The sequence below is a fragment of the Aquirufa sp. A-Brett2-W8 genome (assembly GCF_054558755.1).
On the sequence record NZ_JBPXKS010000004.1, the window covers coordinates 164,598 to 187,561 of the forward strand.

21 protein-coding genes are annotated in these 22,964 nt (G+C 44.0%); 14 read left to right on the forward strand and 7 right to left on the reverse strand.

Annotated features, from left to right (window positions below):
* Window positions 1–174: 174 nt before the first annotated feature.
* Genes ACST13_RS04305 through ACST13_RS04315 form a run of 3 tightly spaced genes read right to left on the reverse strand, consistent with a single transcriptional unit; the run spans window position 175 to window position 3,818 of the window.
* Window positions 175–1,665 (reverse strand): GH3 auxin-responsive promoter family protein, encoded by a 1,491-nt coding sequence (locus tag ACST13_RS04305; protein WP_459521994.1) that lies wholly within the window; start codon window positions 1,663–1,665, stop codon window positions 175–177.
* Between the two features lie 7 nt (window positions 1,666–1,672).
* On the reverse strand, window positions 1,673–2,383 hold the full coding sequence (locus tag ACST13_RS04310) for a tetratricopeptide repeat protein (RefSeq protein WP_459521995.1): 711 nt from the start codon (window positions 2,381–2,383) through the stop codon (window positions 1,673–1,675).
* A gap of 10 nt (window positions 2,384–2,393) precedes the next feature.
* Window positions 2,394–3,818, reverse strand: a complete 1,425-nt coding sequence (locus ACST13_RS04315) for a DEAD/DEAH box helicase (RefSeq protein ID WP_459521996.1) — start codon at window positions 3,816–3,818, stop codon at window positions 2,394–2,396.
* Between the two features lie 88 nt (window positions 3,819–3,906).
* Between ACST13_RS04315 and ACST13_RS04320 the strand changes: the two genes are divergently transcribed.
* The 3 genes from ACST13_RS04320 to ACST13_RS04330 are packed head-to-tail and all read left to right on the forward strand — an operon-like array spanning window position 3,907 to window position 6,816.
* Window positions 3,907–4,989 (forward strand): chloride channel protein, encoded by a 1,083-nt coding sequence (locus ACST13_RS04320; RefSeq protein WP_459521997.1) that lies wholly within the window; start codon window positions 3,907–3,909, stop codon window positions 4,987–4,989.
* Entirely contained in the window at window positions 4,990–6,180 is a 1,191-nt protein-coding gene (locus ACST13_RS04325; protein WP_459521998.1) for a M14 family zinc carboxypeptidase, read from the forward strand.
* The gene (locus ACST13_RS04330; RefSeq protein ID WP_459521999.1) at window positions 6,181–6,816 is read left to right on the forward strand and encodes a NeuD/PglB/VioB family sugar acetyltransferase; all 636 of its coding nucleotides are present in this window, start codon (window positions 6,181–6,183) and stop codon (window positions 6,814–6,816) included.
* On the opposite strand, the gene ACST13_RS04335 is transcribed toward ACST13_RS04330, so the two are convergent.
* Both ACST13_RS04335 and lipB read right to left on the reverse strand, forming a co-directional pair.
* Complete coding sequence (locus ACST13_RS04335) at window positions 6,811–7,575, reverse strand: ribonuclease H-like domain-containing protein (RefSeq protein ID WP_459522000.1); 765 nt, start codon at window positions 7,573–7,575, stop codon at window positions 6,811–6,813. The two genes, ACST13_RS04330 and ACST13_RS04335, sit on opposite strands and share 6 nt — an antisense overlap.
* 3 nt (window positions 7,576–7,578) lie before the next feature.
* Window positions 7,579–8,313 carry a lipoyl(octanoyl) transferase LipB gene (lipB, locus tag ACST13_RS04340; protein ID WP_459522001.1) on the reverse strand — a complete coding sequence of 245 codons (735 nt, stop codon included), beginning with the start codon at window positions 8,311–8,313 and terminating at the stop codon, window positions 7,579–7,581.
* 68 nt (window positions 8,314–8,381) lie between these two features.
* Between lipB and ACST13_RS04345 the strand changes: the two genes are divergently transcribed.
* From ACST13_RS04345 to ACST13_RS04385, 9 genes are all read left to right on the forward strand, one after another.
* The gene (locus ACST13_RS04345) at window positions 8,382–8,735 is read left to right on the forward strand and encodes a YraN family protein (RefSeq protein WP_459522002.1); all 354 of its coding nucleotides are present in this window, start codon (window positions 8,382–8,384) and stop codon (window positions 8,733–8,735) included.
* Window positions 8,736–8,758: 23 nt separating this feature from the next.
* Window positions 8,759–9,169 carry an rRNA maturation RNase YbeY gene (ybeY, locus tag ACST13_RS04350; RefSeq protein ID WP_459522003.1) on the forward strand — a complete coding sequence of 137 codons (411 nt, stop codon included), beginning with the start codon at window positions 8,759–8,761 and terminating at the stop codon, window positions 9,167–9,169.
* A 27-nt stretch (window positions 9,170–9,196) separates the two neighbouring features.
* Window positions 9,197–11,056 carry a tRNA uridine-5-carboxymethylaminomethyl(34) synthesis enzyme MnmG gene (gene mnmG / locus ACST13_RS04355; RefSeq protein ID WP_459522004.1) on the forward strand — a complete coding sequence of 620 codons (1,860 nt, stop codon included), beginning with the start codon at window positions 9,197–9,199 and terminating at the stop codon, window positions 11,054–11,056.
* Window positions 11,056–11,955: a class I SAM-dependent methyltransferase gene (locus tag ACST13_RS04360; RefSeq protein WP_459522005.1), complete on the forward strand. Its 900-nt coding sequence runs from the start codon at window positions 11,056–11,058 to the stop codon at window positions 11,953–11,955. Before mnmG ends, ACST13_RS04360 begins: the two co-directional genes overlap by 1 nt.
* Window positions 11,948–13,579, forward strand: coding sequence for an Ig-like domain-containing domain (locus ACST13_RS04365; RefSeq protein ID WP_459522006.1), 1,632 nt, complete (start codon window positions 11,948–11,950; stop codon window positions 13,577–13,579). Before ACST13_RS04360 ends, ACST13_RS04365 begins: the two co-directional genes overlap by 8 nt.
* A 475-nt stretch (window positions 13,580–14,054) precedes the next feature.
* Window positions 14,055–15,827, forward strand: a complete 1,773-nt coding sequence (locus ACST13_RS04370; protein WP_459522007.1) for an AMP-dependent synthetase/ligase — start codon at window positions 14,055–14,057, stop codon at window positions 15,825–15,827.
* A 49-nt stretch (window positions 15,828–15,876) separates the two neighbouring features.
* Window positions 15,877–16,956: a GDP-mannose 4,6-dehydratase gene (gene gmd, locus ACST13_RS04375; RefSeq protein WP_459522008.1), complete on the forward strand. Its 1,080-nt coding sequence runs from the start codon at window positions 15,877–15,879 to the stop codon at window positions 16,954–16,956.
* A gap of 1 nt (window position 16,957) precedes the next feature.
* The gene (locus ACST13_RS04380) at window positions 16,958–18,211 is read left to right on the forward strand and encodes a nucleotide sugar dehydrogenase (RefSeq protein ID WP_459522009.1); all 1,254 of its coding nucleotides are present in this window, start codon (window positions 16,958–16,960) and stop codon (window positions 18,209–18,211) included.
* Window positions 18,212–18,213: 2 nt separating this feature from the next.
* The gene (locus ACST13_RS04385; RefSeq protein WP_459462751.1) at window positions 18,214–18,690 is read left to right on the forward strand and encodes a UpxY family transcription antiterminator; all 477 of its coding nucleotides are present in this window, start codon (window positions 18,214–18,216) and stop codon (window positions 18,688–18,690) included.
* A 186-nt stretch (window positions 18,691–18,876) separates the two neighbouring features.
* Here the strand turns inward: ACST13_RS04385 and ACST13_RS04390 are convergent, their stop codons facing one another.
* Together ACST13_RS04390 and ACST13_RS04395 are read right to left on the reverse strand one after the other, a co-directional pair.
* Window positions 18,877–19,227: a four helix bundle protein gene (locus tag ACST13_RS04390; protein WP_459522010.1), complete on the reverse strand. Its 351-nt coding sequence runs from the start codon at window positions 19,225–19,227 to the stop codon at window positions 18,877–18,879.
* 240 nt (window positions 19,228–19,467) lie between these two features.
* Window positions 19,468–20,703 (reverse strand): nucleoside recognition domain-containing protein, encoded by a 1,236-nt coding sequence (locus tag ACST13_RS04395; protein ID WP_459522135.1) that lies wholly within the window; start codon window positions 20,701–20,703, stop codon window positions 19,468–19,470.
* Window positions 20,704–20,755: 52 nt separating this feature from the next.
* Between ACST13_RS04395 and ACST13_RS04400 the strand changes: the two genes are divergently transcribed.
* A complete protein-coding gene (locus ACST13_RS04400; protein ID WP_459522011.1) occupies window positions 20,756–21,436 on the forward strand; it encodes a M15 family metallopeptidase in 681 nt (226 codons plus the stop codon).
* 95 nt (window positions 21,437–21,531) lie between these two features.
* Entirely contained in the window at window positions 21,532–22,884 is a 1,353-nt protein-coding gene (locus ACST13_RS04405; RefSeq protein WP_459522012.1) for a TolC family protein, read from the forward strand.
* Window positions 22,885–22,964 lie beyond the last annotated feature (80 nt).

The window sequence follows — 22,964 nt, forward strand, 5'->3', positions numbered from 1 at the left end:
GTTCCAAAACCCTCAAGTATTCAGGCAGCATTTGGACTATTGACCCTTTCTGTCAAGATTCAAAGAGCAAATATCAAAGTAAATCCTCCGACTAAATCGCAAAGCGATGACTAAGCCGTAGGCGACTCTTTGACTAAGGCGTGAAACGCCGACTAGTCGCGAAGCGACGCGCGACTAAGTCCGCAGGACGCCCTCCGCAAGCACCCGGTCATTCGAGAGGCGGGGAACTTTGTTTTGGCCCCCTAATTTACCCTGGGACTTCATATACGAGATAAAAGCTCCCGAAGGCAAAGGAGTCAAGACTAAAGGACGCAAGATCGAACCCGAAATCAGATCTCGGTAATAGATATTTTGCGAGCACATCGAAGCATCTAAAGCTTCTTGAAAAGCAGATAATGACGAAGGCGACGATGAAAACTCCATAAGCCACTCGTGGTAAGGCAAACCAGTCGCAGGAGAAACCTGCGGCGCGACAGTAAACTCAACAACACGCGCTTCAGGGCAGGCGACAAGCGCAGCAGCGAAAGCTTTCTCCACCTCTTCGGCAATCACGTGTTCGCCAAAAGCCGAAATGAAGTGCTTGATTCGACCCGTCACCACAATGCGGTACGGGTTAAGTGAAACAAACTTCACGGTATCGCCGATGGAATAGGACCAAAGGCCGGCATTCGTCGTCAACAATATGGCATAATTTACCCCCAGGGAAACCTCTGTGAGGCTTAGGCGCTCTGGATTGGCGCCGAAATACGTATCTGTAGGAACAAACTCAAAGAAAATCCCGCCGTCTACGTTCAATAAAAGCCCTCGTTCGCCCGAAGAGTCGTCGAATGCAATGAACCCCTCCGAGGCGGGATATGTCTCCACCACGTCAATTTCTCGGCCAATCGAGGCCATTATTTTCTCGCGGTAGGGTTCGAAGTTTACGCCACCGGTCACGAAAACTTGGAAATCGGGGAAAAGGTCGCCTATTTTTTGGCCGGATAACTCTTCCAAACGATCAAAATACATCTGCACCCAAGGCGGAATCCCGGAAATCAAACCCATCCGCTTCGAAATCGTCTCCTGTACAATGGCCTCGAGCTTTTGCTCCCAGTCTTCGATACAATTCGTCTGGTACGATGGCATCTGATTGCCGCGTAAATAACTTGGAACGTGGTGATTCACAATCCCAGAAAGGCGGCCCGTAGGCACACCGTTGGTTTCGGTCATCTCCGGGGAGCCACTTAAAAAGATCAATTTACGGTCTAAAAACGAAGCATTCCCGCTGTAATACACATAATGCAATAAGGCATCCCGCGCTGCGGTAATGTGAAATGGCATGGAATCAGATGAGATGGGAATGTATTTGACGCCGGAGGTGGTGCCGGAAGTTTTGGCAAAATAGGCTGGTTTTCCAGGCCAAAGAATGTCTTCTTTTCCCGAAACTACCTCATCGATATAGGGCTTAATGTCTTCGTATTCGAAGATGGGTACGTTAGAGCGGTAGTCGAGGTAGTTCTTGATTTTGGAGAACGAGTGGCCTCTTCCAAAAAGCGTCTTCTCTGCCTTCGCTACCATCTGCTTCAACCAAAAGTCTTGGCGCTCAAAGACCTGCTGTTGGCTTAAGCGGTACTTTTTAACGACGCGAGCCGCTAGTGGTTTGGCAAAAAAGGAACGAATACCCATCGCTACACTATTTAAATATCCCTTTAGGGTCTGGCATTTTGGCTTCTAAAAGCGACCCAAAATTCAGGTCCAGTTGCAAAATATCAGCCACGCGAGCTTCGTGGAAGTAGGTCCACGCTAACTCATATTTTTCCTTGTAATAGGCGACCTGACAGCGTTTCATCCAGGCACTCGCATTCTTCGGATCTTGTTGCAATGCATGCACTAATTCCGTTTCTACTTCGTCCAAAGTCCCGCAATCAATCCCCTTCTGATAACAATCCAACTTCACAATCGCGTAATCCACGCGCATCATCGTCACGGTTGAATCTAACTCTAATCCCTTGTTTAACAAGCGAATAGCTAGATCGTTGTCGCCTCTTTGGTAGGAAATAACTCCTAGTCCCCAAAAAGCATCGACGCTATTGGGATCCAAAGCACTAATCAAATTAAAGCGATAAGTCGCGGTGTCTAAACGAGCGGACGCCAAATATTCCCAAGCGCGCTCTGCAAAAAAAGTAACCGCCTCGGCCCTCGAGCCAAAAGACGCATCACAGCTCGCCACGAACTCATTTAATTCTTTTTGGTCGACCTTAGATAGCGGCTTCGAACCATACAATACTTCGTACTTCGCTGCGCGAACCGGTTTTACAGGTGCCGCCGCCGCGGTACCTGCCACGGGCTTTGTCTGCGAAAACGCAGCAAACGACATCAAACACAATAACAGAACTCTTTTCATATACACAAAACTAACGTTTCTTTTTAATGGACGCAGCGCCCGGACGGAATTTTGCATTCTTTCCAGGGCGATTATTGCGGACGATGGGCTTAGGTCCTTGAACGGCGCCACCTTTCGGTCCAGCCTTAGTTACAGCTTTTTTCTGAGGGACTTTTTTGCCGGATGCTTTGGCCTTAATCACCCATTTCTTATCGTGGAACGCCCCCTTAAAGTCCGGATCCTCGCGTTTGCGCTGGTCATCGACCGCGCGTAACATATCTTGTTGCTCTAAAAACGGCGTTTCTTCGATCTTGATTCCCTCTGGCAACTGCTCGATTTCGATCTTCTGCTGAATGATTTCCTCGATTTTCGTCCAGTGGTAACTCTCCGCTAACGTAATAAAGGTAATCGACTCGCCTATCTCCTCAGCGCGACCCGTGCGGCCGATTCGGTGGACATAATCCTCGTAAATCAAGGGCACATCAAAGTTAATCACGTGAGAAACTTTCGGAATATCGATTCCGCGAGCCGCCACATCCGTCGTCACTAAAACGCGGACATTTCCTTCGCGGAATTGGGCCATCGCGTTGATACGCGTGTTTTGACCTTTGTTCGAGTGAATCACACGAACTTGGTCTTTTGACAAAGTCTTTAATAACCATTTCTCCACGTCATTCGCCGCATCTTTCGAACGACAAAATACCATAACCCGATGAAAATCAGGGTTTTGCATAAAGTAAGCGAGGGCATGAAGCTTCGTTAATAAGTTCGGTGCCTCGTAAACAGATTGCGTCACCTGGCTCGCCGGCGTGGCCTGCGGAGTGATTTCGATCTTCATCGGAAACTCTAAAAACTCGTGGGACAGGTTCTCCACCTTCTCAGGGAAGGTGGCGGAGAACAAGCCGTTCATCCTTTTTTTGTAAGGTATTTTTTCCAAAATCTGACGAATCTGAGGCATAAAGCCCATATCCATCATCTTATCTGCTTCGTCTAAAATCAAAAATTTCAATTCCTTCACCACGATCACGTCCTTGCGGTACAATTCTAAGAATCGACCCGGCGTAGAAACGAGGATGTCGATGCCTTCCTCGAGCGCTTGGATCTGGGGCTTTGGCCCTAATCCTCCGTATAATGCCAAAATTCGCAAGTCCGTAAACTGCGCTAAACCAATCATGACCGTGTGAATTTGCATCACCAGCTCGCGAGTGGGTGCTAAAATCAAGGCGCGCGGATTCTTTCCCTGCGCATATTTACAGCGCATCAAAATGGGCAAAGCATAGGCAGCGGTCTTCCCGGTACCCGTTTGCGCAATTCCCAATAAATCGTGGCCTTGCAATAACAGCGGAATCGCCTTCTCCTGAATGGGCGTCGGTTTTGTATAACCCACCTCCGTGCAAGCGCGCTGTAGCTGTGGATTTAATCCCAAACTTAAAAATTCATCCATTGGATTCGGCATTGTAGTAGATTTGCAAAGGTAGGGAAAATATAATTCTTACCTTTGAAACAAAAATACGATAGTTTTGGCTCGAATTAAGGCATTTCTGATGAATCTAGGCCTATTGGTCGCCCTCTCCTTTGCCACAGGGAGCCTTTCATCCCTATTTTTAGCCGGCCTAGACTGGATTCAGCAAAATGGATCCTATTTATATGCCTTACCGCTTTTAGGTTTCGTGTTCGCAATTTTCCCCTTCCCCGCCTACCTCATCATCCCCGCCTCTTGGCTTAGTCACCTGGCCGGAGCGTCGGTGGGACGAGAAGGAGTCGCGGTCACTATGGGTCGAGTCTTAGGGGAGAAAATTTCGGGGTCGTCCATTTTCCCAAAAGACCTTTTTCCTAAAGCCGGCATGGCCGCCGGATTCGCTTCCGTTTTCGGAACTCCGCTAGCCGGAGCATTTTTTGCGCTCGAAGTGGGGGAGGTTGGGAAAATTAATTTTCGCCATATCCCCGCCTGCCTTTTTGCGGCTTTTTCTGCCAATTATGTAAGTCTCCACGTGTACGGAACAAAACATCTATCTTACCCTAGTATAAATTTACCTGCATTTTCAGCTTCGTTTTGTGCGAAATTAGCGCTCTTGGGCCTGTTTTTAGCCCTAATTGCCTTTCTCTATAAGCGCTCAGAATCGATTATAATTTCTACGTTCGACAAATTACCCGTACGGGGTCCGCTAAAAGGGATTCTCGCGGGCTTGATTTTGTTCGGCGTCTTAAGCATCCCGGTGTTTCACGAAACTCTTGGACTCGGTTCAGAATTTTTACTTCGACCATTCGATCAGGTCGCGCCGGACTTTGCCCTTTGGAAATTAGTCGCCACGAACTTAAGTTTAGGTATGGGATTTAAAGGGGGAGAAGCGACGCCCCTGTTTTTGATTGGCTCTCATGCGGCCTCCGGTTTTGCATCATGGCTCGCTTTGCCTTTAGGTTTATCGACAGGTATCGGATTCGTGAGTTTATATGGAGGTCTTGCCAAAACCCCGCTAGCCGCCACCCTCCTCGGAGTAGAGCTTTTTGGGCCCTCGGCCTGGTTCTGTTATTTCATCATTACACTAATAGTCTTGTTCGGCTCAGGAAAAAAAGGAATCTTTACATCTCAAACCTGGGCAGACTACTTGCCTAAACCTATCTACTAAATGTCACTACTGTTTGCAAAAGCCTTCGAACACTACGATACCTTCCGCGAAAATCGCCTGACGAAACGCAGTTTTTCTGCTGACCTTTGGCAAGAATTAATAGCAGAATGGTCTTCACATTTCGATGTCCGCGAACTAGGTAAAACAGAAGAGAGAAGACCCATACACGAGGTAAAATGGGGTGAAGGACCTATCCAAGTCATTGCTTGGTCCCAAATGCACGGAGACGAAGCTACAGCCACCCTCGCTTTGGCTGATATTTTTCGTTTATTATCCTCTTCTGGGGAGTTAGCCCAGGATATTAAGCAAAAATTGCATCAAAAAATTACCTTACGCATCATTCCTCGCTTAAATGCAGATGGTGCCGAACGGTGGCAACGCGAAACCGCTCTAGGCATCGACATGAACCGCGATGCGACGAAACAAAACTCTATAGAAGCGCGCATTTTATCTACTTGGGCAGACGAAATCAAGCCTGCTTTCGCCTTCAATTTACACGACCAAAACCGATTGTATTCGGTAGGCAATAGCCCAGAACAAACCCATATCGCCTTCCTAGCCACCACAGGAGATGAGGGCGGGACTTGGACTCCCTCTCGTTTGCGCGCAGGCCAAATCTGCCAACGCATGTTGCACCAAATCCAACCTGTCATCCCAGGAAAAATTGCGAAATGGACAGACGAATATGAATCCAGAGCTTTTGGAGATACCTTCTCCTCTCGTGGATATGGCTTAGTTTTACTCGAATCTGGCGGAGCTGGATGGGATCTGGAAAAGCATTCCTTGCGCAAATTAAACGCCTGTTTATTACTCGATGCATTCTGTGCTATCGCCGACGGAAGCTATTCTGCAGAATCCATTGAGGAATATGAAGCCTTGCCTACTAACGAGCGCGCCATCGTAGATATCAAAATCAAAGACGCTCCCTTAAGCTCAACCGTTCGCGCGGATGTCTTGTTTAACCTCGTAGAAACACCGATGACAGACGGTAGAATTCACTACTCTTGGTTGGTAGAAAACATTGGCGACATGTCGCCATTCTTCGGATTAACGGAAATCGATGGGAAAGACTTACATTTGTCCCCTGATTCAAGCATTACTTTGGGTGAGAATTACACCGAATTAATCCTATTAAAGGATGGAAAACCCGGCTTTAAATTATCAGATTACACGCATAAAATACAATCCTAAATGACATCATTACCCGTAATAATTATTGGAGTTAATCCCTTTGGCCTAGAAGCAGCACATATTTTTGAAAAAAATGACATCGTTATCTACGGTTTCTTAGACGATGATCCTAAAAAGAAAGACACGAGTATTGGGGAGATCCCTGTATTAGGGCCTGCAGATGATGAGTCCTATTTCAAATTAATTGGTAAAAACTGTGGCGTATTCGTCGCCCTAGAAAACCCAACTGAGCGGAAGAAAATGATCGAATTGATCTTAGAGGAACGCGAAGTAAAACCGGTAAATGCCATCCACCCGACGGCAAATATAGCAGACGTTAAAAGCCTAGCCTACGGAGTTTTCATAGGTAGCGGCGCCCAAATATTACCCGAAACAAAACTAGGGGATCACGTCATCATTGGCTCCGGAGCCATCATAGAAACGGGAGCACAAATCGCAGATTACGCGTCCATCGGAGCGGGCTCTGTGATAGGAAAAGAAGCCATCATCGAGAACAATGTTTATATCGGCATTCACTCCACTATCGTGGGAAGTGTGAAGGTAGGAAAAGGCGCTACAGTAGGAGCGGGAAGTGTAGTGATTGAGAATGTAGCAGCATCGAAACGCGTATTCGGCAACCCGGCAAAAACTTTATAATTTGACGATATTCTCTGGCGCAACTAGATCTAAAAAGTGAAAACGAAGGTAGAGTTGCGCCACTACGATTACATCTTCTAGGCAATACTCATTTATCCTAGCTAATCCATTTTCTTTGTAGAAAACCCGATTCACCTGGTCTCCAGAGAGGTCTGCTTTGGCCCCAGAAATTCCCAGTAATTCCGCTAATAATTCAAGCGAAGAATAGGATCTTCTATCGCCAAATTTCCACATCTCCATCGTATCCTGGTGTATGATTTCCCACGGTTTCTTTCCCTGCAATTGCAAGGATTTGGGAATCTCTAAGCCATTAATTAACATCCGTCTACAGAGATAGGGAAAGTCAAATTCCTTGCCATTGTGCGCCACCAAGGTTAATTCTCTGGACTTATAGGTCTTATTTACGAAAGCAATGAACTCCGTGAGAAGCGATTTCTCGTCCGCGTGTGCAATCGTCTTCACTTTTAAGGCCATCTCACCCTGTTTGTTGACGAACAAAAAGCCCATTCCCACGACAATAATCTTTCCAAATTCTGCATACAATGGCGCCTTTTCAAAATACATTTCCTCTAAGCTGATATTAGCAGGATTAACCATATTCTTCGCCTTTTTTACCCACAATTCTTTCATTTTATCCGAAAGAAGGGAAAAATCGGATACTCCGGACGAAGTTTCGATGTCTATGAAGAGGGTGTTCTTGAAGTTTTTTAAAGTATCCATTTCTTGCGTTCGGCGCATGTTCCACGTGGAACGTACCATTCTTTATGCATTCAATGTTTCACGTGAAACATTCACTAATTCCATTTTAAATAGGTCAATTAGATGCTCCATGACCATGTCAGAAACCACTTGTAAGTCCATTTCTCGACCCAATTCCTGTTGAAATGAAGTTACTCCACGAGTGGCTATTCCGCAAGGAACGATATGTGTGAAGTAGGTTAAATCCGTATTTACATTCAATGCAAAGCCGTGCATACTAATCCAACGAGATGCTTTTACCCCTAATGCACAAATCTTGCGAGCTTTGTCAGAAGAAGGGTCTATCCATACGCCCGTCAGCCCTTCAATGCGCCCAGCTATTAAGCCAAAACCTTCGCAAGTCTTGATGATCGCCTCTTCTAACATCCGTAGATATAAGTGAATGTCTGTGTAGAAATTCTCTAAGTCTAAAATAGGGTAGCCCACTAATTGCCCGGGTCCATGGTAAGTAATATCTCCACCGCGATTTGTCTTAAAATAGGTCGCGCCTAAGGTGGACAAAAACGATTCTTGTAACAGTAAATGTGATTCGTCTCCGCTCTTTCCTAGGGTATATACGTGGGGGTGCTCGCAGAACAAAAGGTAATTAGTGGTACTGCTTTTCGAGGAATCATCTAGTCCACGATTCGCTAATTTAACCGTCGCTATGCGATTTAACAAAGTCTCCTGGAGATCCCAAGCAGACTTGTATTCTATCAGTTTTAAATCAACAAATTGGACTTCTTTATTCTGCATCATTCATTATCAATAGGCTGATAGCATCTGCAAATCTGAGAGACTACCTTTCCTAAAACAAAGATACAATAATGGCAAAACATATAATACAGGGAAAATTAGGAGAACAAATAAGTGTAGATTATTTGATTAAAAACGCCTATACCATCGAGGCGCGAAACTACCGATACAAACGAGCGGAGATTGACATCGTGGCAAGAAAAGGAAATCTTCTCGTCTTCTTCGAGGTCAAATCTTTGCGTAGAAATACCCACGGACATCCCGAACAAAAGATTACACAAAACAAAATTCGCCTGCTAAACAGGGCCGCCTGCGCTTATCAATACCAGCATAAATGGCGGCAAGAAATCCGTTTTGACAGCATTTCCGTGAATTTTTATCCACAAGCCTTTAAAATTGAGCATTTCGAGGATGCTTTTTCGTAAATTCGTGGTTTAATAGCGCGCACATGGTTCATTTTTGCACAGAAGACATAACATTCTCCTTAAAAGAGATGTTAAAACATAAAGCTTGGTTAAACGAAGTAGCGAAACAAGAGGGAAAGCATATCCTCGAATTGACCTATGTGTTCTGTTCTGACGATTATTTATTACAGATTAACCAGGAATATTTAAACCACGATACGCTAACCGATATCGTCACTTTTGATAATTCCGAAGACCCTAAAAGGATTGAAGGAGATATCTTTATTTCGATCGATCGAGTAAAAGAAAATGGCGATACGCTAGGGACGAAAGAAACAGAACTTAAGCGCGTTATGGTACACGGATTATTACACCTACTGGGTTATAAGGACAAGAAGAAAGAGGACAAAGCAATAATGACTGAGAAGGAAGATTTTTACATTAATCAATACTAAAATGTTTCACGTGAAACATTCATAGCTATGCTAAATTCATACGATGTAATTGTGGTGGGTGCGGGACACGCAGGATGCGAAGCGGCTTATGCGGCAGCGCAGATGGGTTCCCGCGTTATGCTAATCACCATGAATATGCAGACGATTGCCCAAATGTCCTGCAACCCAGCGATGGGGGGCGTGGCTAAAGGTCAGATCGTAAGAGAGATTGATGCAATAGGTGGAATGTCAGGAATCATCTCAGATAAGACGATGATTCAATTCAGAATGTTGAATCGTTCCAAAGGCCCAGCGATGTGGTCGCCCCGCTGTCAATCCGATCGAATGCGATTCGCGGAAGAGTGGAGAAATGCATTGGAGGGGAATTTGAATGTCGATTTTTGGCAAGATTCAGTTCAACAATTAATCGTAGAAAAAGGCGAAATAAAAGGAGTCATCACCCGTATGGGAATGACATTTACGGCGCGCACAGTCGTACTAACGAATGGAACTTTCTTAAACGGATTGATTCATATAGGGGAGAAGAATTTTGGAGGAGGAAGAATGGCCGAACCAATGGCCATCGGGTTAACTGAACAACTCATTGGTCTCGGTTTCGAATCGGGTCGAATGAAGACGGGAACGCCACCGCGTGTCGACGGAAGAAGCCTAGACTTCGCAGCAATGGAAGAACAAAAGGGGGATGAAAATCCGAGCTCTTTTTCTTACCTAACGGAAACCCCCTTGACCGAACAGCGCTCTTGCTGGATCACGCACACGAACACGAAAGTACACGAAGTATTACGTAAAGGCTTTGATCGCTCGCCGATGTTTGCCGGAAGAATTAAAGGTTTAGGCCCTCGTTATTGTCCATCCGTAGAAGACAAAATCAACCGCTTTGCAGACAAGGATTCACACCAAATTTTTGTGGAACCAGAAGGCTGGAGCACGGTAGAAATTTACGTGAATGGGTTCTCTACTTCCTTGCCGGAAGACATACAATTTGAAGCCATTCGTTTAATCCCAGGATTTGAAAAGGCAAAAATGTTCCGTCCGGGTTATGCGATCGAATACGATTATTTCCCGCCTACCCAGCTGACTTCGACCTTAGAGACGAAGCGGGTGAGTGGCTTATTCTTTGCCGGCCAAATCAACGGAACTACAGGTTACGAAGAGGCGGCTTGTCAGGGATTAATGGCTGGAATTAATGCCCACCTAAAAACACACGAATTAGATCCGTTTACCTTGTCTCGTTCGGATGCTTACATCGGTGTATTGATCGACGATTTAATTAATAAAGGAACCGACGAGCCCTACCGCATGTTCACCTCTAGAGCAGAATTTAGAACGCTGCTCAGACAAGACAATGCGGATGAAAGGCTAACAGCGAAAGGGTATCAGTTAGGTTTGGCAACAGAAAAACGTTGGAATAAATTTCAAGAGAAGAAGGCACAAGTAGCAGCTTTGACAGAAGAAATAAAAAACACGAAAGTAAAGCCAAGCGAAGTTAACGATTGGCTAGAGCAGGAGGGAAGCGCGACCTTGAAAGAGGGTGCGCCCATCATGAATTTATTAAGACGATCGGATTTATCATTTGATCGGATCGCCACACACCCTAGCGTCGAACCCCTTGTTAGAAACTATTCTCAAGAGGTACGCAAACAGGTAGAAATCTTAGTGAAGTACGAAAGCTATATTGAGAAGGAGCGCTTAATGGTAGACAAAATGAAATCGATGGAAGACTTGTCGATTCCAGCGAATTTTGATTACGATAGAATTAAAACGCTATCAACAGAATCCCGCATCAAATTGAAAGCCATATTACCACAGACTATCGGGCAGGCGAGCCGCATCTCCGGGGTGTCAGCATCTGATGTTTCTATCTTACTTTTATTCATGGGGCGCTAATGGAAAATATACAAAACTGTCCCGTTTGCGGATCACCACATTCAACCTTGAAATTGAAGGCAAAAGATTATACGGTATCGAACGAAATGTTCCACATTGTCACGTGCGATTCTTGTCAATTAATCTATACTAACCCGCGTCCGGCAGCGAACGAAGCTGGTCCTTATTACCACGCTAGCGCCTATATTTCACACAGCGATACAAACGAGGGCATTGTAAATAAGCTTTACCATGCCGTGCGCAAATTCACGCTTCAGTCGAAAACAAATTGGATTGAATCGGAGAAAAAGGGTACTAAAGAATTGCTTGACATTGGGTGTGGAAACGGCCACTTTCTCGCTACGGCTAAAGAAAAAGGCTGGCACATTACTGGTCTTGAATTAGATCCAGAAACGGCTGCTAGGGCCGCCAAACTAACAGGCCTACCTATTGCGCCATCTTTGAAAGAAATTGAACCAGAAAGACAATTTCAAGTCATTACCTTATGGCATGTTTTAGAACACGTCTATGAAATAGACACGTATTTCGAATTCTTTAAGAATCGACTAACGCCGAATGGCAAACTCTTATTAGCGCTACCAAACGCTGCCAGTTTTGATGCAAATTATTTCAAGGAACACTGGGCGGCTTACGATGTTCCACGACACATCTATCACTTTACGCCTGCAACCATTTCGGCTTTAGCAGCGAAATACGGATTTACATTAATAAGGAGTCACGGGTTAATTTTTGATAGCTTTTATATTTCTTTATTGAGTAACGAATACAAATCAGGAAATAAACGCTTGCTTCATTCGTTCTTTATTGGTCTAATTTCAAACCTGTCAGCAATGCTGGGCAAATCAAATTATTCTAGTAACTTATATATATTCGAAAAGACATCGGCAAAAAATGCGTAATTACTTGAAATTCAGTCTTTTAACGATTTTCCTAAGCCTAGGAATCGGCTTGGTCTTTTTACAAAGTTGCGCCCAAATGGCCTCGCCTCCGGGTGGTAAAAAAGATACCCTGGCGCCCGTCGTAATTACCTCTATACCGCTTAACAAAAGCAAGAATTTTAAAGGCAAAAAGATTGAATTAAATTTCAACGAATACATTACCGTAAAGAGCCTGAATCAAGAATTATTAATCACCCCCTCTATCAGTAATTATGAAACACGCATTCGCCCCACTGGCTTAACGCTCGTTTTAGATAGCGCACTTAAAGACAATACCACCTATACCTTCAATTTTAGAAATGCCATTGAAGACGTGGCAGAGCGCAATAAAGGCAAGAATATTAAACTCGTTTTCAGCACCTCGAATAGGATCGACTCGCTGAAAATTGAAGGTAACGTGAAACATTTACAGACAAATAAAAAGGCGGACAACATAACAGTGGGGCTTTATCCTTATAATGACACCTTAAGCATTGATAAAGCAAAGCCCTATTATTTCGTTAGAACCGATACATCAGGAGTATACGCCTTAGAGAATTTAGCGGCAGGAAAATATTATATGGCGGCTTTTGAAGACGCGAACAATAACTTGATTTATAACTCTGCTAAAGAGTCGGTTGACTTCATTACAGAGCCCTTCATTGATCTGAGTAAAAATGAAGCGCGCGACTTTAAAATCGCGCTTCAGAACCAGGACGTATTAAAATTAAGCAAAACAACTTCCACCGCGAAAACGATATTATATGAATTCTCGCGCGGAATTAAGCAGGCAGATTTAACATTTTCTTCCGCGGAAAAGCCCTTATACCAAATCGAAAACAACCGAAACCTGCGCCTTTATGTGGGGGAATTAAATAGGGCAGACACCTTAAGAATAGAGGCTGCATTAACAGATTCTATCGGACGAACCATACAGTTAAAGCTGAAAGCAAAGTTCAGAGAGTTAGCCAAAAAGGAAAGGGCCTCCAATATTCCCTTGGGGTTCGATATTTTTCCCAAAGTCGGGACCAATATCGTTGCAACAGACTCTATTCTGATTATTTTCCCCAAACCGGTCTTGCAATTTGTGTCTAAAAAGATACACATTTTGACCGAAAACGAGGATGACTTAACCTTCCCTGATGACGCTTTTAGCTGGAACAAGCTCCAAAACATATTAACGATTAAAAGCGCCTACTTGCCGGCGCAAGAAAAGTTTACCTTGTCGCTTGATAAAACAGCTTTCATAGGCCCAGAAGCAGATTCCACGAATGAATACAAGCAAGCGATTAAACGATTAGATCCCGAGGAGACAGGAACCATTGAAGGGGGCATTCGCAAGCCTGGACATTATATCTACCAGCTTTTGAGGGGGGACAAATTAGAAAAGGCTTACGAACAAAAATCAAGCGGTCCTTGTTCTTTCCAAAACGTAGAGCCCGGCATCTATACGCTAAGGGCGATAGTGGATAATAACGAAAATGGGCAGTGGGATATTGGTAATTACAAGACGAAAACAAAGTCCGAACCCATATTTTACCTTGATACAAGGATAAAATTAAAGGCTAATTTTCAATTAACCGACTTGTGGATAAACACCCCCTAGGTGTGTGGATAAGTGCCATTTTTATCCACATTCTATCCACAATTTTTACCTACTACTGTGGATAAGTTTTAGCCTACTGAGCCTTATGTGGATAAGTCCAAGGTTATCCACAAGTTGTTAGACACTTATCCACACAAGCACAATGCCTTTTGATTATTCAAATTGTAGTCATATCAACGACTTACAAACACGATTTTGAGTTATCCACTTATCCACAAAGAACAACAAGAAGAAACAAAAAAGAGATTTTAAAATATTTTTCTTTTTTTAATTTATGTGTGTGGATAAGTTTTAAAGCTGAAAAAAGAGATTTAATGCTTTTTTGATATATTTAAGATTAAAGAATACTTATTGAGATAAAAAAAGATCAAAACGGTATACGCAATGTGGATAAATGGTGGATAAGTAATTTAGGTGCAAAAAGAACTATATTTAATACAATTCACTAAATTGCTAGCTCTAAACCCTTCATTTTATGGTTCATCAACAATTCACCCGCGTATTTGATTTATTAGAGGCTTATAAAACTTTTAAAAAAGAAGACCTGTTTTGCCTAAAACGGAATGATGAATGGAAGAAGTATTCGGTAGACGAAACTTTGGAAACGATTCAAACACTTGCTCTAGGTTTACTTGAACTTAGAATTAAGCCAGGTGAGAAAGTAGCTATCATTTCTGGCAATCGTCCAGGTTGGAATTTTGTTGATTTTGCTGTTCAACTCATCGGTGGTGTTACCGTTCCGATGTATCCTACCATCACTATCGAAGATTATGACTACATTTTTAAGGATGCAGAGGTGAAATTTGTGTTCTGTGAAAATGAGGAATTGTATTTGAAAGTGAAGGAGGCCTCTAAAGGGAATAAATTAATAAAAGGAATTTACACCTTTGATCCGGTGGCTGATGTGGAACGGTGGACTGCAGTGAAAGATTTAGGAAAGGGAAAAGATGTGGCTAAACTAAAGCCATTGATGGATGCGGTTCAGCCTAGTGATTTATTAACCTTGATTTACACATCTGGTACGACGGGTCGACCTAAGGGCGTAATGTTAACGCACCACAATATCGTGAGCAATGTGAAGTCTTTAGTGAGAGGTAATTTCTTTGATTTATTGCCAAACGATCGTGCTTTAAGTTTCTTGCCTTTGTGCCACATTTATGAGCGCACGGACATTTATATGTATATGTATTATGGCGTTTCGGTCTATTATGCGGAGAGCATGGAGACGATCGCTGATAACATTAGGGAGGTAAAACCGGCGATGTTTGCTTCGGTTCCGCGTTTGCTGGAGAAAGTATATGATAAGATTTTGGCCAAAGGAAATGAGCTTACCGGCATCAAGCGGACGCTATTCTTTGGCGCATTGGAATTTGGTCTGAAATACGATCCGATGGAAAAATTAGGCTTATTAGATTCGATAAAGTTAGCGTTCTACCGAAAAGTGATTTTCAGTAAATGGAGAGAAGCTTTGGGCGGCAATGTTCGTTTGATCGCATCGGGCTCAGCTGCTTTGCAACCTCGTTTGTCACGCGTTTTTTGGGCGGCCGGCATTCCAGTTTCAGAAGGTTATGGATTAACGGAGACCTCTCCGGTAATTTCTGTATCTCGTGTGAAGCCTGTTGATTTTAAAGTAGGTTGTGTGGGATCCCTAATCGACTGCATCGAATTAAAGATTGCGGAAGATGGGGAGATCTGTGTGAAAGGGGATTCAGTGATGTCGGGTTATTATAAAAATCCAGAAGCTACGGCGGAAGCGATTGATAAAGATGGCTGGTTCCATACGGGCGACATCGGAACGATGGTGGACGGCAAGTATCTGAAGATTACGGATCGAAAGAAGGAGATATTCAAAACGTCTGGCGGAAAATACGTGGCGCCGCAACTAGTAGAGAACAAATTGAAAGAATCTGCTTTCATCGAGCAATGTATGGTGGTGGGCGAAAGCCAAAAATTCCCGTCGGCGCTGATTATTCCAGAATTTAACGCTTTGCAAGTGTGGGCGGATCAGCAAGGCATTCAGGCCAAAGGCCCAGAGGCGTTGATTAAACACAAGGAGGTTCTACAAAAAATGGATCAAGAGGTAGTAGACACCATGGCTTCGGTGGCAAAATACGAACAAGTGAAAAAATTCGTTCTATTGCCGCGTTTGTTCACGGTGAGCTATGGAGAAATCACGCCGACATTGAAATTGAAGCGCAAGGCAATCTACGCGAAACATGAGGCGGCGATTTTGGCCCTATACGAATAAATTGCGTTAGGCCCGTTTTTTGCGTAATTTTGATTTCTTAATGAATCGTATGTCGACAGGAAAAAAGGTAGCTCTCATTACGGGCGTAACAGGACAAGATGGCGCTTATTTAGCGGAATTTCTTTTAAATAAGGGCTATATCGTGCACGGAATCAAGCGCAGAAGCTCTTTGATTAACACCGACCGCATCGATCATTTATACCAAGATCCGCACGTAGATTCGGCTTCTTTTATTTTGCATTACGGCGATTTAAGTGATTCTACGAATATCATTCGCATCATTCAAGAAGTTCAGCCAGACGAAATATACAATTTAGGGGCGATGTCCCACGTGAAAGTTTCCTTCGACGAACCCGAGTATACGGCGCAGGTGGACGGCATCGGAACATTGCGCATTTTAGAGGCAATACGCTTGCTTGGTTTGGTTAAAAAGACCAAAGTGTACCAAGCGTCCACTTCGGAACTTTACGGTCTTGTACAGGAAGTTCCGCAATCAGAAACAACCCCATTTTACCCTCGTTCTCCCTATGCCGTCGCTAAGCTATACGGCTACTGGATCACGGTGAATTACCGCGAAGCCTACGGCATGTTTGCGGTTAACGGGATTTTATTTAACCACGAATCTCCCCTTCGTGGCGAGACCTTTGTGACCCGTAAAATCACCCGCGGTGTTGCCCAAATCGCTTTAGGACAAGAACAAAAAATACACTTAGGTAACCTAGATGCGAAACGCGATTGGGGCCACGCGAAAGATTACATCGAGGCGATGTGGTTGATTTTGCAACAAGATACACCAGAAGACTACGTCATTGCGACCGGCGTTACGACGACCGTGCGCGAGTTTATCCGCCTTTCTTTCGCCGAATTAGGTGTTGAAGTGGCCTTTACGGGCGAAGGAATTAACGAAAAAGGAACGGTGGTTTCTTGCTCGAATCCCGCTTATCAAGTGCAAGTAGGGCAAGAAGTCATCGCGATCGACCCACGCTATTTCCGTCCGACGGAGGTGGAATTATTGATCGGGGATCCGACGAAGGCCAAAGAAAAACTAGGCTGGACCCTGAAATATGACTTAGCCGCGCTCGTAAAAGATATGGTTTTGTCGGATGTAAAATTATTCTCGAATAAATAAGATGAGTACACGGATCGCCATAATAGGCTTAGGATATGTGGGTTTTCCGCTGGCGGTAGAGTTTGGCAAGAAAATCCCCACACTCGGATTTGACATCGACACAAGCCGCATTGCGGAATTGAAATCAGGTTTCGACCGCACGCAGGAGGTGACCGCGGAGCAATTAAAAGCGTCGGTTTCTTTGACTTTTTCGTCTAATGCTGCCGATTTAAATTCTTGCAATACATTCATTGTTACCGTACCCACCCCCATTGATCATTTCAAAAAACCGGATTTAAGTCCGCTTTTGAAGGCATCGGAGATGATTGGAAAGGCATTAAAGAAAGGCGATTTAGTCATTTACGAATCGACTGTTTATCCGGGTTGTACGGAGGAAGATTGCGTTCCTGTTTTGGAAAAATTCTCTGGATTAAAGTTTAATGTAGATTTCTTCTGTGGCTATTCGCCAGAGCGCATCAACCCAGGCGATAAGGTTAACACGTTGACCAAAATCAAAAAAGTAACCTCCGGCTCCACGCCAGAAATTGCCGAAAAAGTCGATCAACTTTACCGCTCCATCATCACCGCAGGTACCCACAAAGCGCCTTCGATGAAAGTAGCCGAAGCGAGCAAGGCCATCGAAAACGCCCAACGCGACGTAAATATCTCGTTTGTAAACGAATTGGCCTTGATTTTTGACCGCATGGGCATCGACACCACCGAGGTATTAGAAGCCGCAGGAACGAAGTGGAATTTCTTGAATTTCAAACCCGGTCTAGTGGGCGGCCACTGCATCGGCGTAGACCCCTATTATTTATTGCACAAGTCCGAAAGTCTCGGTTATTATCCACAGGTAATCCTTTCGGGTCGCCGCGTGAACGATAACATGGGCATTTTCGTGGCGAATAAATTAGTCAAACTGTTGATTAATAAAGGCCAAAAAATCGGCGGCGCCAAAACCCTCATGCTTGGCATCACCTTCAAAGAAAACTGCCCCGACATCCGCAATTCCCGCGTAGTAGATATCTACAAGGAACTCGTGGACTTTGGCATGGACGTCGACGTCTACGACCCCTGGGCAAACGCGGCCGAAGTGAAACACGAGCACGGCATTGACCTAGTCACGAAACTAGCCCCTAGTTATCAGGCGATTGTTTTGACCGTAGCTCACAACGAATTTTTAGACCTCCCCTTTGCGTCTCTGCGCGCCGAAAATGGAGTCATTTTTGACATAAAATCTATACTCTCAAAAGACTTGGCTGACGCCCGTTTATAAGCATGGCCTGGTACGCAATTTACACGAAATCCCGAATGGAGAAGAAAGTCTCCTTGCGTCTAGAAGACCTGGGCATCGAAGCCTATTGTCCTACCACCAAGCGCAAAAAACAATGGTCCGACCGCAAAAAGTGGGTCGAAGAAGTCCTTTTCCGCTCCTACGTCTTCGTAAACATTGACCTGGAGAAACAAAGCGGCCTCGTTCGGCGAACGCTAGGCGTCGTGAACTTCGTCTACTGGCTCCATAAACCCGCAGTTATTCAAGACTCGGATATTGTTGCCATTAAACAATTTCTATCCGATCACCTGGAGGTAGAAACTGTTGGAAAAACCGCTAAAGTAGGCGACTACATCACCATCGAATCTGGGCCACTAACGGGCCAGGTAGCGAAGATTGTTGGGCTGAAGAATAAGCACGAGGTGCGGCTGAAAATAGAGAGTTTGGGGTTTGAACTTGTTGCAGCACTAGCAGATAAATAAAGGCTAATGCCTTTATTTATCTGCTAGTGCTGCAACTGAAAGCACAGAGCATAAAGCACAAAGAATAAAGTTTGTATCAAAATGAGCGAAGCCTATTTTGATGACTTTAGAAATAGTATTTTAATTATGAATAACCGAAGGTTATACCTCCTCTATTCTTTATGCTTTGTGCTTTATTCTTTAAATCTATGCTTTATTTAGAGTTTTCAGCGTCGCCGTTAATATTTTCAATAATTCCTCCAGGTCCTTCAAAGCCTCATTTCCATCTTCATCATTGATAATTTGTGAGCGCATTAGGAGCCTAATCCAATAATGTGTTTCCCTCGCTTCTTTATATGAAAGAGATATTTTGTATTTGAAATCATTGCGAGAAAACCCGCCAATGGCTTCTTCTAAATTCGCGCCTATTGAGGTTGAGCATCGTAGTAATTGTTTTCCTAATACAAATTCTTTGTTCTCATAAATCAGTTTTCGGCATAGAGAGACCATTTTTAAGGAAAATTCGAAAGACTTAGTAAGGGCTGGATTTTTTGTCATCTTAGTGGTTATTTGATGACAAGGTTAGGTAAAGTTTTGCGGGGGAGCTATCTGTTTATTTATATTTTATCATTCTAAAGAATAAAGAAAAAAGCACAAAGAATAAAGGAGGAATACCCTGCGGGTATACATTTATGAAATGTTATTAAACCCATCAAAATGGGCGAAGCCTATTTGATACAATCTTTATTCTTTGTGCTTTATGCTCTATGCTTTAAAACTAAGCTCTATTCTTTACTTCTACCCAAAAAAAAGATAACTCACAAAAATCGCCGTAAGAATCCCCACTAAATCCGCCGCCAATCCCGCCCAAAGCGTATAGCGAATATTGCGTACTTGGACAGAGCCGTAGTAAAGGGCGATGACGAAAAGGACGGTTTCGGCGGAGCCTTGGAAGACGCAGGCTAGTCGGCCGGCGAAGGAATCTGGGCCAAAGGTCTTCATTGTATCGATCATCATGGCACGCGAGCCGCTACCAGAAACCGGGTGTAGAAGGGCGGTAGGCATCGCGTCGGTGAAGCGATTATCGATTCCGATGCTGTCTACGGCATATTTCATTCCGTCTACGATAAAACCTAAAACACCTGAATTGCGAAGGCAAGAAATGGCAACGAGCATTCCCACGAGGTAGGGGATGATGCGGACGGAGGTTTCGAAACCGCCTTTAGCGCCCTCGACGAAGGAGCCGAATATGTCTACTTTCTTATAAAAGGCTGCGGCGATGAAGGAGAAAATCAAGGTGAAAAGTATGCCGTTGCTGAAGAGTTTGGACTGTATGTCGATTTGTTCTTTTGATAGGCTGCTGAAGTACCATAAGATAGCAGCCAGTATGGCGGTGATGCTGAAAAGCCAGCCGAAAAGGACAGGGTCGAAAAGGCGAATTTTTTGCTTGATCGAGACGAAGATTAGACCCGTGATGGTGGCCGCATAGGTGGCCATAAGGCAGGGAATAAAGACGTCTGAGGCATCTTGAGCACCATAAATGGCGCGTTGGGCCATGATGGAAAGAGGGATTAAAACGGGGCCCGCGCTGTGTAAAACAAGGAACATGATTTGGGCGTTGGAGGCGGTTTCTTTGACCGGATTCAAATCCTGTAAACCCTGCATTGCTTTTAGGCCAAAGGGGGTTGCTGCGTTATCGAGGCCCAATAAATTGGCGGAGAAGTTCATGATCATTTGGCCGTGAACGGGGTGATCTTTAGGAACTTCTGGAAAAAGACGAGAGAAAAAGGGTTGAATTTTGCGGGCCAGAAAATGGATCGCTCCGGCCTTCTCCCCCACTTGTAAAATACCCATAAAAAAGGCCATCACGCCGGTTAAAGGAAGGGCGACTTTCATCACCGCTACTTCCGCGGAGTCAAACATGCCGTCGACGAGGACTTTAAAGATGTCGGTATTGCCGAAAAAGATGAATTGAATGAGGGCCACAATGAACGCGACGCCGAAAAATAAAAACCAAATCCAATTTAAAGCCATAGGTTCGAAGAGGTAAAAAACGATTAAATTTAGGGAAAATTCCGTCATAATTATGAGACAATTCGCTAAAGCAGGAATAATCCTGCTACTAAGCCTATCGCTGAAGGCACAAAAAACGACTTGCGCGGCAGAGCTGTCGATGCAGAAACAGGGCCTATTAGAGGTCACAGAGCAGGTTCCGTCTATTTTGGTCGAACTAAAATATGCGACAGCTGATAATTTTATGAGGAAGGATGTGTATGGTTGTTTGACGCACGCCTATTTGCAAAAGGAGACGATTGCGAAGTTGAAGACGGCGCAGGAGAATTTGGAAAAAGCCCATCCAGGTTATCATTTGCTGATTTATGATGCGGCGAGACCGCTGTCGAAGCAATGGGAACTTTGGAACACCTTAACAGAATATCCCCCAGCGAAAAGACGTACCTATGTGGCAGATCCTAAGGAGCATTCGATTCATAATTATGGAAGCGCGATTGATTTGACGGTGGCGGATGAGAAAGGGAAGCCCTTAGAGATGGGGACGAAATATGATTTTTTTGGCGAAATGGCTTATCCGATAGAGGAGGCAAGGTTATTAAAGGCAGGGAAGTTAAGCCAAAAAGCGATCGACAATCGACTCATTTTGCGCAATGCGATGAAAAAAGCAGGATTTTCGGCTATCGAATATGAGTGGTGGCACTTCAATGCGTTCTCCCGAAAAGAGGCCAAGGAAAAGTTTAAAGTTATCCCTTAAATGGGGTTTCATCCTGAAGCCTTGCCGTTTATCCTAAAATCAGGAGCCACATTCGGAGGATTGTTTACCTTTGCATACATTTTATTGTTGACCTTATGTCTTTAAAAATATTTAGCCTTTCTGCTTTACTATTAGCCAGCGGAATATCGGCCTCAGCCCAAAACGCTTCTGCTATCCAGGCGAACGGAAGCGTGGTTCAATTATCACTTTCTAAGGCGGTTGAAATCGCGTTACAACACAACCTAAATGTGAAGTCTTCTGAGGTGAGTTTGCGCAATGCCCAGTTGCAGCTTCAGCAGTCTAAAAACAATGCTTTGCCTAATTTAAATGCGAATATCAACCAGTCGGCGAGTTTTGGACGTAGTATTAACCCGTTTACGAACGGATTCGATTCGCGTAACATTAATTACAATAATCTAGGTTTAAATGCGGGAATGCTTCTTTTTAATGGGGGCCAAATCCGCAACACCGTTCTCCAGAATGATTACAACTTGAAGGCATCACAAGAAGATTTGGCTTCTATTAGAGAAAACATCTCGCTTCAAGTTGTGCTTGCTTATTTAGCCATATTGAATTCGGAAGACCAATTAAGTATTGCTAAATCGCAGACAGAAATCACGAAATTACAGATTACTCGCACAGAAAAATTAGTGAATGCGGGCTCGCTTGCCCCTTCTAATCTGTTAGATTTAAAAGCGCAATTAGCGAATGAAGAGTCTAACGTGGTGAATTTTTATAGCAATTTAGACCTTAACAAATTAACCTTATTACAACTTTTAAACGATTCGAGTATTTCAGCTATTGAGCTGCAACGAATTCAGGTTCCAGTTCCTAATACGAAAGGATATGAAACGGGATTAGATGAATTATATACTAAAGCTTTAACGATTCAGCCTTTAGTTAAGGCAGCCGACCTTAGAGTTCAGAGTGCTTTAAAAGGAATTTCGGTTGCAAAATCAGCAACACTACCTACTTTATCATTCAATGCAAGTGTGTCTGCGAATCAATCGAACGCTTTAACCTTGGGGTATTTTGATCAAATTAATAATACCCAAAACAAAGTGCTTTCCGTAGGATTAAATATCCCCATCTTCACTCGATTTGCTTCCAGAACTAGAATTGCACAGGCAGGCTTGCAACGAGAAAATGCTTCCATTGAGGCCGAAAGGGCTCGCTTGACTTTACGTCAAAATATTGAGCAAGCATATCTGAATCTGAATAATGCAGCGATGAAATATGAGGCGGGACTTTCGCAGGTTTCTGCTTTAGAAGAATCTTTCCGAGCGGCTGAAAGTCGTTTTGGTGCAGGTACGATTGACTTCGTGAGTTATAATTTGCAAAAGACGAATTTAGATCGCGCGCGTTTGAGTTTGGTTCAATCTAAATATGATTTCGTATTTAGAACGAAGATTTTGGATTTTTATCAGGGGAAGGCGCTGGTTTTTTAGTTGCGGAGCAACTGAAAAAACAGAGTCGCCGCGTTGCGGCTTAGTCACCTCTACGAGGTTTAGTCAAAGAGTCGAAGGAT